The sequence below is a fragment of the Streptomyces albicerus genome (assembly GCF_008905045.1).
Lineage (GTDB): Bacteria > Actinomycetota > Actinomycetes > Streptomycetales > Streptomycetaceae > Streptomyces > Streptomyces albicerus.
Genome location: NZ_VWMY01000142.1, coordinates 1 through 11,766 on the forward strand (window position 1 = coordinate 1; position 11,766 = coordinate 11,766).

At 68.8% G+C, this 11,766-nt stretch carries 11 protein-coding genes; 6 read left to right on the forward strand and 5 right to left on the reverse strand.

Going from position 1 to position 11,766, the window contains the following annotated elements:
• Positions 1–296 precede the first annotated feature (296 nt).
• The 3 genes from GAS53_RS53140 (at position 297) to GAS53_RS53150 (ending at position 4,237) form a co-directional block, all read left to right on the forward strand.
• The gene (locus GAS53_RS53140) at positions 297–956 is read left to right on the forward strand and encodes a response regulator transcription factor (RefSeq protein ID WP_318724695.1); all 660 of its coding nucleotides are present in this window, start codon (positions 297–299) and stop codon (positions 954–956) included.
• Positions 957–1,221: 265 nt separating this feature from the next.
• Complete coding sequence (locus tag GAS53_RS53145) at positions 1,222–3,150, forward strand: 2-oxoacid:acceptor oxidoreductase subunit alpha (RefSeq protein ID WP_151485021.1); 1,929 nt, start codon at positions 1,222–1,224, stop codon at positions 3,148–3,150.
• The gene (locus tag GAS53_RS53150; protein WP_151485022.1) at positions 3,143–4,237 is read left to right on the forward strand and encodes a 2-oxoacid:ferredoxin oxidoreductase subunit beta; all 1,095 of its coding nucleotides are present in this window, start codon (positions 3,143–3,145) and stop codon (positions 4,235–4,237) included. The genes GAS53_RS53145 and GAS53_RS53150 overlap by 8 nt, the downstream gene beginning before the upstream one ends.
• Before the next feature lie 63 nt (positions 4,238–4,300).
• On the opposite strand, the gene GAS53_RS53155 is transcribed toward GAS53_RS53150, so the two are convergent.
• The 3 genes from GAS53_RS53155 to GAS53_RS53165 form a co-directional block, all read right to left on the reverse strand.
• Positions 4,301–4,537, reverse strand: coding sequence for a hypothetical protein (locus GAS53_RS53155; RefSeq protein ID WP_151485028.1), 237 nt, complete (start codon positions 4,535–4,537; stop codon positions 4,301–4,303).
• A 203-nt stretch (positions 4,538–4,740) separates the two neighbouring features.
• Entirely contained in the window at positions 4,741–5,307 is a 567-nt protein-coding gene (locus GAS53_RS57415; protein ID WP_225859687.1) for a DUF6082 family protein, read from the reverse strand.
• 227 nt (positions 5,308–5,534) lie between these two features.
• Positions 5,535–5,945 carry a winged helix-turn-helix transcriptional regulator gene (locus GAS53_RS53165; protein WP_151485023.1) on the reverse strand — a complete coding sequence of 137 codons (411 nt, stop codon included), beginning with the start codon at positions 5,943–5,945 and terminating at the stop codon, positions 5,535–5,537.
• A 93-nt stretch (positions 5,946–6,038) separates the two neighbouring features.
• Here GAS53_RS53165 and GAS53_RS53170 point away from each other — a divergent pair, with 93 nt between their 5' ends.
• Together GAS53_RS53170 and rarD are read left to right on the forward strand one after the other, a co-directional pair.
• Positions 6,039–6,893 carry an SDR family oxidoreductase gene (locus GAS53_RS53170; protein ID WP_151485024.1) on the forward strand — a complete coding sequence of 285 codons (855 nt, stop codon included), beginning with the start codon at positions 6,039–6,041 and terminating at the stop codon, positions 6,891–6,893.
• A 206-nt stretch (positions 6,894–7,099) separates the two neighbouring features.
• A complete protein-coding gene (gene rarD, locus GAS53_RS53175) occupies positions 7,100–8,095 on the forward strand; it encodes an EamA family transporter RarD (protein ID WP_151485025.1) in 996 nt (331 codons plus the stop codon).
• Here the strand turns inward: rarD and GAS53_RS53180 are convergent.
• Positions 8,089–9,309 (reverse strand): 4-hydroxybenzoate 3-monooxygenase, encoded by a 1,221-nt coding sequence (locus GAS53_RS53180; RefSeq protein WP_151485026.1) that lies wholly within the window; start codon positions 9,307–9,309, stop codon positions 8,089–8,091. The two genes, rarD and GAS53_RS53180, sit on opposite strands and share 7 nt — an antisense overlap.
• Positions 9,310–9,344: 35 nt before the next feature.
• Entirely contained in the window at positions 9,345–10,991 is a 1,647-nt protein-coding gene (locus tag GAS53_RS53185) for an MFS transporter (RefSeq protein WP_225859688.1), read from the reverse strand.
• A gap of 177 nt (positions 10,992–11,168) precedes the next feature.
• On the opposite strand from GAS53_RS53185, the gene GAS53_RS53190 reads away from it, so the two are divergent.
• Positions 11,169–11,612 (forward strand): winged helix-turn-helix transcriptional regulator, encoded by a 444-nt coding sequence (locus GAS53_RS53190; RefSeq protein WP_151485027.1) that lies wholly within the window; start codon positions 11,169–11,171, stop codon positions 11,610–11,612.
• Positions 11,613–11,766 lie beyond the last annotated feature (154 nt).

Here is an 11,766-nt window from a genome sequence, read left to right on the forward strand (position 1 = left end):
GCCCCTTACGGGGCCCGGGGCCCGCGCCCGAAAGACCTCCCCTCGCCCCACCCACCCAGGGGCGCGGGGAACTGCGCGACCAGCCCCCACCCACCCGCAGCCGAACCATCCAGTGCAGCCCCCCTAGCCGAATCCGCCCAGCCGGCGGAGCCCTCCGTCCACGAACCGACAACGATTCCCTCAGCCACCCGCAGGCGGTTCCAAATGCTGGGATGCTGGGGGTTGACGTACGAGCGGGGACGAACCCGGTGCACGGGCCGGGGTGGCTGGGGGGCCGAGGAATCGTGGAGGACAGGGTGCGCGTGGTCATCGCCGAGGATTCAGTGCTGCTCAGGGAGGGCCTGACCCGGTTGTTGACCGACCGCGGGCACGATGTGGTCGCCGGAGTCGGGGACGGCGAGGCGCTGATCAAGACGATCACGGAGTTCGCGGCGCAGGACGCGCTGCCGGACGTCGTGGTCGCCGACGTACGAATGCCGCCGACGCACACCGACGAGGGCGTGAAGGCGGCCGTACAGCTGCGCAAACAGCACCCGGGACTCGGGGTACTCGTGCTGTCGCAGTACGTGGAGGAGCAGTACGCCACCGAACTGCTGGCCGGCTCCAGCCACGGCGTCGGCTATCTGCTCAAGGACCGGGTAGCCGAGGTGAGGGAATTCGTGGACGCGGTCGTCCGCGTGGCCCGCGGCGGCACCGCACTGGACCCCGAGGTCGTCGCGCAGCTGCTCGGGCGCAGCCGCAAGCAGGACGTTCTCGCGGGGCTCACGCCCCGCGAGAGGGAGGTCCTGGGACTTATGGCCGAAGGACGGACGAACTCCGCGATCGCCCGGCAGCTCGTGGTCAGCGACGGCGCGGTCGAGAAGCACGTGAGCAACATCTTCATGAAGCTGGGCCTGTCCCAGAGTGATGGGGATCACCGGCGTGTTCTCGCGGTCCTCACCTACCTGAACTCCTGACGGCCTGACACTGTGTCAGCAATCCATCACGAACGAGCACCACGACAACTCGAGCACGAGAACCAAAGGATGAGCACGGAGCGTCTTCACAGGTAACGCCGGGGGGCGGATAAGTCATGGCAAATCAGGGTGTCCGGCAGTCTCAAAATGGGGTCCATCATGCGAGCGGTCAGGGGAAGGCGACCCTTACCGACGTAGGGTTGGATCTGGGAAGGCCTGCGGGAGGGCCGAGCCCAGACAGCCGCCTCGAAGGAGGTTCACTTCAGTGACCAGTCAGGTCAGCAGTCCAGCGGAGCAGGCCGACGGAGCCGTCGTAGGAGAACAGCGCAAACCGGCGGGCGAGAAGGACGTACGCCGGCTCGACCGGGTGATCATCCGGTTCGCGGGGGACTCCGGAGACGGTATGCAGCTCACCGGAGACCGCTTCACCTCCGAGACGGCATCCTTCGGAAACGACCTTTCGACACTGCCGAACTTCCCCGCCGAGATCCGCGCGCCCGCAGGAACCCTGCCGGGCGTTTCGTCTTTCCAGCTCCATTTCGCCGACCACGACATCCTCACCCCCGGGGACGCGCCGAACGTGCTCGTGGCGATGAACCCGGCCGCCCTGAAGGCGAACATCGCCGACGTGCCGCGCGGCGCGGAGATCATCGTCAACACGGACGAGTTCACCAAACGGGCGCTGCAGAAGGTGGGATACGCCGTCTCGCCCCTGGAGGACGGCTCGCTGGACGGCTACAGCGTCCACCCCGTTCCGCTGACCACGCTGACCGTCGAGGCGCTCAAGGAGTTCGATCTCTCCCGCAAGGAGGCCGAGCGCAGCAAGAACATGTTCGCGCTGGGCCTGCTGAGCTGGATGTACCACCGGCCGACCGAGGGCACCGAGAAGTTCCTGACCAGCAAGTTCGCCAAGAAGCCGAACATCGCGGCGGCCAACATCGCCGCGTTCCGCGCGGGCTGGAACTTCGGCGAGACCACCGAGGACTTCGCGGTCTCCTACGAGGTCGCCCCGGCCGCCGCCGCGTTCCCGACCGGCACCTACCGGAACATCTCCGGGAACCTGGCGCTGTCCTACGGGCTGATCGCCGCGTCCCGGCAGGCGGACCTGCCGCTCTATCTGGGCTCGTACCCGATCACGCCGGCCTCCGACATCCTGCACGAACTGAGCAAGCACAAGAACTTCGGCGTGCGGACCTTCCAGGCCGAGGACGAGATCGCCGGGATCGGCGCGGCGCTGGGCGCGGCGTTCGGCGGCTCGCTCGCGGTGACCACCACCTCCGGACCGGGCGTGGCCCTGAAGTCGGAGACGATCGGGCTGGCCGTCTCGCTCGAACTGCCGCTGCTGGTCATCGACATCCAGCGCGGCGGCCCCTCGACCGGTCTGCCCACCAAGACCGAACAGGCCGACCTGCTCCAGGCGATGTACGGGCGCAACGGCGAGGCCCCGGTGCCGATCGTCGCCCCGCGCACCCCGGCCGACTGCTTCGACGCCGCCCTCGAAGCCGCCCGCATCGCCCTCACCTACCGCACCCCGGTGCTGCTGCTGTCCGACGGTTACCTGGCCAACGGCAGCGAGCCGTGGCGGATCCCCGACACCGACGAACTGCCGGATCTGCGCGTGCAGTTCGCGCAGGGCCCCAACCACACGCTGGACGACGGCACCGAGGTCTTCTGGCCCTACAAACGCGACCCGCAGACCCTTGCCCGCCCGTGGGCGATCCCGGGCACGCCGGGACTTGAGCACCGCATCGGCGGCATCGAGAAGCAGGACGGCTCGGGCAACATCTCCTACGACCCGGCCAACCACGACTTCATGGTCCGTACCCGCCAGGCGAAGATCGACGGCATCGACGTACCGGACCTGGACGTCGACGATCCGCACGGCGCCACCACCCTCGTCCTGGGCTGGGGATCGACGTACGGGCCCATCACCGCGGCCGTACGCCGACTGCGGGCCGCCGGGGAGTCGATCGCGCAGGCCCACCTGCGCCACCTCAACCCCTTCCCGCGGAATCTCGGCACGGTGCTCAAGCGTTACGACAAGGTGGTGATCCCCGAGATGAACCTCGGACAGCTCGCCACGCTGGTCCGGGCGAAGTACCTGGTGGACGCCCACTCGTACAACCAGGTCAATGGCATGCCGTTCAAGGCCGAACAGCTCGCCACGGCTCTCAAGGAGGCCATCGATGGCTGAGACGACCACGGAAGGCTCGGACACGATCGAGGCGCTCACTCTGGTGCCCAAGGCCGAGGCCAAGCAGTCCATGAAGGACTTCAAGTCCGATCAGGAAGTGCGCTGGTGCCCAGGCTGCGGTGACTACGCGGTGCTCGCCGCCGTGCAGGGCTTCATGCCCCAGCTCGGCCTGGCGAAGGAGAACATCGTCTTCGTCTCGGGCATCGGCTGCTCCTCCCGCTTCCCGTACTACATGAACACCTACGGGATGCACTCCATCCACGGCCGGGCCCCCGCCATCGCGACCGGCCTCGCCTCCTCCCGCCGCGACCTGTCCGTCTGGGTCGTCACCGGTGACGGCGACGCCCTGTCCATCGGCGGCAACCACCTGATCCACGCCCTGCGCCGCAACGTCAACCTCAAGATCCTTCTCTTCAACAACCGGATCTACGGGCTCACCAAGGGCCAGTACTCGCCCACCTCCGAGGTCGGGAAGATCACCAAGTCGACTCCGATGGGTTCGCTGGACGCGCCCTTCAACCCGGTGTCGCTGGCCATCGGCGCGGAGGCGTCGTTCGTGGCGCGGACCGTGGACTCCGACCGCAAGCACCTGACGGAAGTGCTGCGGCAGGCGGCCGCCCACCCGGGCACCGCGCTGGTGGAGATCTACCAGAACTGCAACATCTTCAACGACGGCGCCTTCGAGGCCCTCAAGGACAAGCAGCAGGCCGAAGAGGCGGTGATCCGGCTGGAGCACGGACAGCAGATCCGCTTCGGCGCGCCACTCGAAAGCGGCCTGGGCTCCAAGGGCGTCGTACGCGACTCGCTGACGGGTGATCTGAAGGTGGTCACCGTCACGCCCGAGAACGAATCGCAGATCCTGGTCCACGATGCGCACTCCCCCTCGCCGACCACGGCGTTCGCGCTGTCCCGGCTCGCCGACCCGGACACGCTGCACCACACGCCGATCGGCGTCCTGAGGTCCGTCGACCGTCCCGTCTACGACACCCAGATGTCCGACCAGCTCGACACCGCCATCGAGCAGAACGGCAAGGGCGACCTCGCGGCGCTGCTCGCCGGGAGCGACACCTGGACGGTCGTCGGATAACGCTCGATCGACACCGAGGGCCCGGATGCTGTGCAGCATCCGGGCCCTCGGTGTCATGAGTCGTCAGGCGTCGGGGATGTCCCGCTTGGCCCGGAGAAGCGTGTCGCGGCTGATGACGACGATGCGCTCGTAGTCGGCCCGGGCGGCGTCCGCCGGGAGCATCCCGTCGAGGTCGTCGGTCCGGTCGGTCCCGATCACCGCGAAACTGCCGTCGCTTAGCTCAAAGAGGTCCGGGCACGTCTCGCCCGTGAGACTCCCTCGTTGGCGGGGCGAATCCCCAAGACGGCGGGTAATGCTGATGGCAGGGAATTCGCTGTGCACGCGGGAGCCTCTTCTTCGGCCGGACACAAGGATGTCCGACCCTTCGGGTCGGACACGGACGCCCGACCCAACTCTCGGGCGCCCCACAAGCCACGGAGATTAGCCCAAATACACTCGCCACGGCGATAGTTCTCATTCATTCAGAGGCAACTCACGTTGCTACATTGACAGTTGACGAACCATCAGGAAGGCGTCTCGTCAGACTGGCCCACGACCCACCATTCGTCGGGGTCGTCGGCCAGCTCCTCCATGATCACGTCGACGGCCTCCCCCACCTTCGCCTCCGTCGACTGCCTCGGCAGGCTCCGACGGTGCTCGCCGGTCCGCTCCCAGTACTCCGCGAACACAGCGTTCCGGCACAACACCCGCAAGTGACCGAGCAGTTCCCCCCAGTTGACAGAGCCGATGCGGTAGGCCAGCAGGATCGTCGCGTACTCGCGGTTGACGAAGAGAAGCTGGCGGCGCTTGTGGTCCGGCAGGCCCTCCAGCGTGCTCATGGCGGCCATCAACGCAGGATCCTTCATCGCTCGTTCCACCTGCCCCACGATGAGGCTCTGCAGCTGGATCTCATTGGCGTTGTGCATCTCCTCCGTCATGCGCGTGAGCTGGTGGAGGACAGCCAGGACGAGTTCCTCCTGACGTCGGCGCCGGGACGGACGCCGAAAGGGGCTGCGTACCCAGCCGAACCTTGCAGAACCGATACTTCGCGTGTCCTGATTCCGTGTGGCCAATGCGAACCCCCGAGTCACTCCGGACGCCGGTGGGCGGCCTCGTGCACAACACGAGGACCGACGTGCGGTTGGGCATATGACGCCCCGCCCTCAGCATGCCCGGCGGATCAAGAAGGCATGGGAGGCGGAAAGGGGGCGCATGGAAGGACATGCCTCGCATGCCGACCGGCGCCCTGCCCCATGTGTGCCCCGCAGGCGCCTTCCGCATTCGTTCATTCGGGGCCGAGCAGACGCATCACCCCTGATCAGAGCTGCGCTTTCGCCGCGTCGTACACCTCCCGCGCCTTCAGCACCTCGCCCATCCGCTGCTCGGTCCAGCTCGCCAGCGCGTACACCTGCTCGGCGGCCTCGCGGCCCAGGTCGGTGAGCGAGTAGTCGACGCGCGGCGGGATCACCGGCTTCGCGTCCCGGTGCACCAGGCCGTCGCGTTCCAGGGTCTGCAGGGTCTGGGTGAGCATCTTCTCGCTGACCCGGCCGATGGCGCGGCGCAGCTCGCTGAAGCGGTACGGGCGCTCCAGGAGCTGAATCAGGACGAGGACGCCCCAGCGGCTGGTGACGTGCTCCAGGACGAGGCGGTGCGGGCACATCGCCTCGCCCTCGAGGTTCCACTTGCTGACTGCGGTGGGAGTGCTGACTCCTGCATCACTTACGGCCATGCCAGTACCTTACTTCAAAGTGGGTACTTTCGCAGAGTTAGTGCAGCTCCTATGGTTAGTGGCGTACCCACCCCACAAGGAGTTGTTTCAGACATGAGCATTGTCGTCACCGGAGCCACCGGACACCTCGGCCGTTTCGTCATCGAAGGGCTGCTGGAGAAGGTCCCGGCCGACCAGATCACGGCCGTCGTCCGCAGCGAGGAGAAGGCGGCGGGCTTCGCGGCGCGCGGCGTGAAGATCGCGGTCGCCGACTACAACACTCCCGAGACCTTCGACGGCGTCTTCTCCGCCGGCGACAAGGTGCTGCTCATCTCCGGCAACGAGTTCGACAAGGGCCGCGTGGGCCAGCACAAGGTCGTCCTCGACGCCGCCAAGGCCGCCGGGGTCGCGCTCCTCGCCTACACCAGCGCCCCGGGCAGCCTGAGCGCCGCGCTGGCCGACGACCACCGGGGCACCGAGGCGGCGATCCTCGAGTCCGGCGTGACGTACACCCTGCTGCGCAACGGCTGGTACAACGAGAACTACACCGAGAACCTCGCCCCCGTCCTGGAGCACGGCGCCGTCGTCCAGGCCGCCGGCGAGGGCAAGGTCTCCTCGGCCTCCCGCGCGGACTACGCGGCCGCCGCCGTGGCCGTGCTGACCGGCGAGGGTCACGAGAACAAGACGTACGAGCTGGGTGGCGACACCGCTTGGGGCTTCGCCGAGTACGCGGCCGAGGTGGCCAAGCAGACCGGCAAGGAGATCGCGTACAGCCCTGTCTCCGTCGAGGTCTTCACGGGCATCCTGACCGGCGCCGGGCTGCCCGAGCCGCTCGCCGCGACCATCGCCGGCGTGGACGCGTCCCTCGAGAAGGGCGAGCTGGTCGTCACCAGCGGTGACCTGTCCCGGCTCACCGGCCGGCCGACCACGCCGATCGCGGAGTCGCTTGCGGCGGCGCTCAAGGGCTGACTCCCTCGAGAGCGACGGCGCGTAAGGGCTGCCCCCTCCGAGAGCGACGGCGTTCGAGGGCCGACTCCCCCTTGTCCCTCGGGCGCCGTCCTCGCCCACCCCCGCGTGTAATGACCGTATCGTGGATACGGGCATGACAGGCGGGGGCGTTCGGCGTTACCGTCTGAACGGCTGCGCGCTCGCAGCCGCGCGAGAGGGGAGAGGCCGTGCCGGTGGAGTCCAGAGGTGAGCAGCGCATAGGTCTGCTGAACGGCTTCGCGGCATACGGCATGTGGGGGCTCGTCCCCCTCTTCTGGCCGCTCCTCGAACCCGCCGGGGCGGCCGAGATCCTCGCCCACCGCATGGTGTGGTCACTCGGCGTCGTCGCGATCGCGCTCCTGGTGATTCGACGCTGGGCCTGGGCCGGCGAACTGCTGCGGCAGCCGCGCAGGCTGGGCCTGATCACGGTCGCGGCGACCGTCATCACCATCAACTGGGGCGTCTACATCTGGGCCGTCAACACCGGTCATGTGCTGGAAGCGTCGCTCGGCTACTTCATCAACCCGCTCGTCACCATCGCGATGGGCGTCCTGCTCCTGAAGGAACGGCTGCGGCCAGCCCAGTGGGCGGCGGTCGGCATCGGCTTCACCGCCGTCCTCGTGCTCACGATCGGGTACGGCAGGCCGCCGTGGATCTCCCTCTGCCTCGCCTTCTCCTTCGCGACGTACGGGCTGGTGAAGAAGAAGGTCAATCTGGGTGGTCTGGAGTCGCTGGCCGCGGAGACCGCGATCCAGTTCCTGCCCGCGCTGGCGTATCTGCTGTGGCTGTCGGCCCAGGGCGACGCGACCTTCGGCGGCGAGGGCGCCGGGCACGCGGCGCTGCTGGCCGCGACCGGTGTGGTGACCGCGGCGCCGCTCGTCTGCTTCGGAGCGGCGGCGATCCGGGTGCCGCTGTCGACGCTGGGGCTGCTGCAGTACCTGGCGCCCGTGCTGCAGTTCCTGCTCGGCGTCCTGTACTTCCACGAGGCGATGCCCGCCGAGCGGTGGGCCGGGTTCGCGCTGGTGTGGGCGGCGCTGTCGCTGCTGACGTGGGACGCGCTGCGGACGGCTCGGCGGTCGAGGGTGGTGCTGCGGGAGACGGCGATCGCTGCTGCCGCGGCGGCCCGGGAGACGGCCGCGAGCCCGAGCCCCAGCTCCAACCCAGCCCGAACGAGTAATCAGTAGTCGGTGTCCTTGCCGAGGAACAGTTCGGCGAAGCCGATCGCGGCGGCGGGCGAGACGAGGATCCGCCGCAGCCGGGCGACCGAGGTGCCTGCCCGGAAGGGATCGCCGGACGAGGTGCCGTGGTACACCTCGGAGAGCCACTGCGAGAACTCCTGGTACTGCCACACCCGCCGCAGACAGGCCGCCGAGTAGCCGCGCAGCCCGCTGTCGTCCCCCTTGCCGTAGTACGCGACGAGCGCGTCGCCGAGCAGCAGGGAGTCGTGGATCGCGAGGTTCATGCCCTTCGCACCGATCGGCGCGAGGAGGTGGGCCGAGTCGCCGGCCAGATACAGCCGCCCGTGCCCCATCGGCTCCACCACATAGTTGTGCATGGCCAGCACCCGCTTCTCGATCAGCCGGCCCTCGGTGAGCGGCTGCGCCCCGTCCGCCGCGAGCCGCTCGTGGAGCTCGGCCCAGACACGCTCGTCCGGCCAGTTCTCCGGGTCGTCGCCGGGCGGGCACTCGAGGTAGTAGCGGGTGACCTGCGGGCTGCGGGCCATATGGCCGGCGAACCCCCGCGGATGGATGCCGAAGACGACGCAGTCGGAGGACGGCGGCGCCTCGGCGAGCAGCGCCAGCCAGCCGACGCCGAAGTCGTGCCGGGCGATGGTGACGTGCTCCGACGGAAGACAGTCGCGGGTCACCCCGCGTGCGCCGTCGCAGCCCGCGATGAACTCGCAGTCGATACGGACCCGTTCGCCCGTCTCCGGATCCGTGTACGTCACCGAAGGCCGGTCCGTGTCGATCCCGGCCGGCTCGACGTCGCGGACGCCGAAGCGGATCTCGCCGCCCCGGACGTCCGCGTACTCACGCACCAGGTCCGTCACCAGCAGAGGCTGAGGATAGACGTAGTGCCGGTGGCCCGACACGTCCGCGTACGGGAACCTGTGGCGCTCTCCGGCGAACCGGAACTCGCACTCGGTGTGCGCCACGGTGTTCTTCAACAGCCCGTCCGCGAGGCCCCTCCCGTCCAGCGCGCGGACCGCCCACTCCTCCAGGAAGCCCGCGCGCGGCCGCTGTTCGATGAACTCCCTGCTCTCCGTCTCCAGCACTACACAGTCCACGGAGGCGGCCCGCAGGATGTTGGCGAGGGTGAGTCCGGCGGGCCCCGCGCCCACGACGACGACCCGGGTGCGCTGCGGGAAGGCGGACGGGACAGAGGCGTCTGCGGTCATGCGAACAGTATGGCGAAAACGGGAGCGGGACATCGTCAACTCACGGTCTGTTGCGTGGGGTTGGCGGGGGCGTCCGCAAGGGCTCCGGAAGTACCTGCGACGGGTGCTCCGGAAGTGCCTGCGACGGTGCCCCGGGCAGCTGCTCCGACCGTCGACTTCGTACGCCCTTGTCCTCGCCCTTTGCCTCGCCCTCGCCCTCGCCCTTGTCCTCGGAGGCCGAAGGAGGAGAGCAGCGCACCCAGGGTCACCATCGCCACCGGGACGATCAGCGCCGCACGGAAGGCGGACAGGGTGGACTCCGGGTCCGAACCCGTGGCCGCGCCCGAGGAGGCCAGGCCGTACACCGCCGTCACCGCCGAGATGCCGATCGCCGAGCCGAACTGCGTGAAGGTCGTCAACAGGCCGCTCGCCAGGCCCTGTTCGGACTCCGCCACACCGTCCGTCGCCGCGATCGTGAGCGGCCCGTAGGCCAGGGCGAAGGCGGTGCCCGCGATGATCAGGGTCGGGAACATCGCGGCGTACGACCAGTCCATGCCGACCGGCAGGAAGAGCCCGTACGCGGCGATCGCCAGGACGAAGCCGCCGAAGATCACCCGGGCGGGGCCGAACCGGGTGACCAGGCGAGGCGTGAGCGTGGGGGCGAGGATCGCGTCGCAGCCCAGCACCACCAGGGCGATCGCCGTCTGCAGGGAGGACCAGCCGCGCAGTTCCTGGAGATAGAGCGTGAGGACGAACTGGAAGCCGAAGAAGGCGCCCACGAAGAGGAGCGCGCCCAGGCCCGCGCGTGTGACGGAGCCGGTGCGGAGGATGCCGAGGCGGACGAGGGGGGTGGGGGTGCGGCGTTCGACGGCGACGAAGGCGGTGCCCAGGAGCGCCGCCGCGGCCGCCGCGCCGGCCGTCAGCTGCCAGCCGTCCAGGCCGTGTTCGAGACGGATGACGGCGTAGGCGGCGAGCAGCATGGCGGCCGCTGCGGCGGCGGCGCCGAGGATGTCGAAGCCTTCGGTACGACGGGGCGCCTTGAGGGGTCGTCCTTCGGCGTGTTCCTCGGTGTGCTGCTGCGTGCGTTCCTTGGCATGTCCCTTCGTACGCTCCTTCGTGTGTCCCTTCGTACGCTCCTTGCTGTGGGGCTCGGACGGGATCAGGCGTACCGCTGCCACGAGCAGTGCGCCCGCGAGCAGTACCGGGGCGAAGAAGACCCAGCGCCAGCCCAGTTGGGTGAGCAGGCCGCCGATGACCAGGCCGAGGGAGAAGCCGCCGGCCGCGGTGCCCGCGAAGACCAACAGGGCCTTGTTGCGCTGCTCGCCCTCTTCGTACGACGTCGTGATGAGGGACAGCGCGGCCGGGGTCATGAACGCAGCCGCGACGCCGGTGGCGAAGCGGGCGACGATCAGCGTCCAGCCCTCTGTGGCGAATCCGCCCAGGCCCGAGAAGGCGAGGAAGACCGTCAGCCAGGTGAGGAACATACGGCGGCGGCCCAGCAGGTCGGCCGCGCGGCCGCCGAGCAGGGTGAAGCCCGCGTAGCCGAGTACGTACGCGCTCATCACCCAGGCCGCGGTGTCGGTCGGCAGGTCGAGGTCGGATCTGATGGAGGGGATCGCCACGGCCAGCATGGCGACGTCGATGCCCTCCAGGAAGATCGTTCCGCAGAGGACGAGCAGCAGGGCCCAGGCGCGAGGGCCCATCGCGGCTCCTCGGCTGCCCGTCGTATCTCCTCGGTTGCCCGTCGTATCTCTTCGGGTGTCCATCACAACTCCTCAGGCAGGGGTGGAGACAGGGGTGGGTGGAGGCAGAGGCGGTTACCTGATTGAGGGTCGGTTCCCTCTTGTAACCGCTGCCAGCCTGCGGCAGCATTGGCAGGTATGGAAGAAGGCACTTTGAAGTCACCGAGTAACTGCGCGGGCACCGTAGGCGTGGACTACGGCGATGCAGATCCCTTCCAGTGGGACACCCGGGAGGACTGCCAGGTGCGGCAGATTCTCGACCGGGTGGCCGACAAGTGGTCGCTGCTCGTGATCGCCCTGCTCGAACATCGGCGACTGCGGTTCACCGAACTGCGGCGAGAGATCGACGGGATCAGCCAGCGGATGCTGACGGTCACCTTGCGGCAGCTGGAGCGGGACGGTCTCGTGAAGCGGACGGTGCATCCTGTGGTGCCGCCGCGGGTCGAGTACGAGCTCACTCCCCTCGGGGGCACCCTGCACGCGACCATCCGATCCCTGGTGACGTGGACGGAAACGCACCAGGGGGAGATCGCGGCGGCTCGGGCGGCTTATGACGAGCGGGAGGCGGGGGTGGCGTCGTGAGGGGATTCTTTCGCCCCCGCCGCCCCTACCCGTCCCATCCCCTGGGGCGCTGCCCCCGGACCCCCGTATCGGCCTGAACGGCCTCGTCCTCAAACGCCGGACGGGCTGGGTATCTCAGCCCCTCCGGCGTTTGAGGAGCGGGGGTTCGGGGGCA

Bases quoted from the DNA above. Each gene is read 5' to 3' on its own strand.
- GAS53_RS53150 (WP_151485022.1), top strand. From the start codon at position 3,143: ATGGCTGAGACGACCACGGAAGGCTCGGACACGATCGAGGCGCTCACT.
- GAS53_RS53165 (WP_151485023.1), bottom strand. From the start codon at position 5,945: ATGGCCGTAAGTGATGCAGGAGTCAGCACTCCCACCGCAGTCAGCAAG.
- GAS53_RS53170 (WP_151485024.1), top strand. From the start codon at position 6,039: ATGAGCATTGTCGTCACCGGAGCCACCGGACACCTCGGCCGTTTCGTC.
- GAS53_RS53180 (WP_151485026.1), bottom strand. From the start codon at position 9,309: ATGACCGCAGACGCCTCTGTCCCGTCCGCCTTCCCGCAGCGCACCCGG.
- GAS53_RS53185 (WP_225859688.1), bottom strand. From the start codon at position 10,991: ATGGGCCCTCGCGCCTGGGCCCTGCTGCTCGTCCTCTGCGGAACGATC.
- GAS53_RS53190 (WP_151485027.1), top strand. From the start codon at position 11,169: ATGGAAGAAGGCACTTTGAAGTCACCGAGTAACTGCGCGGGCACCGTA.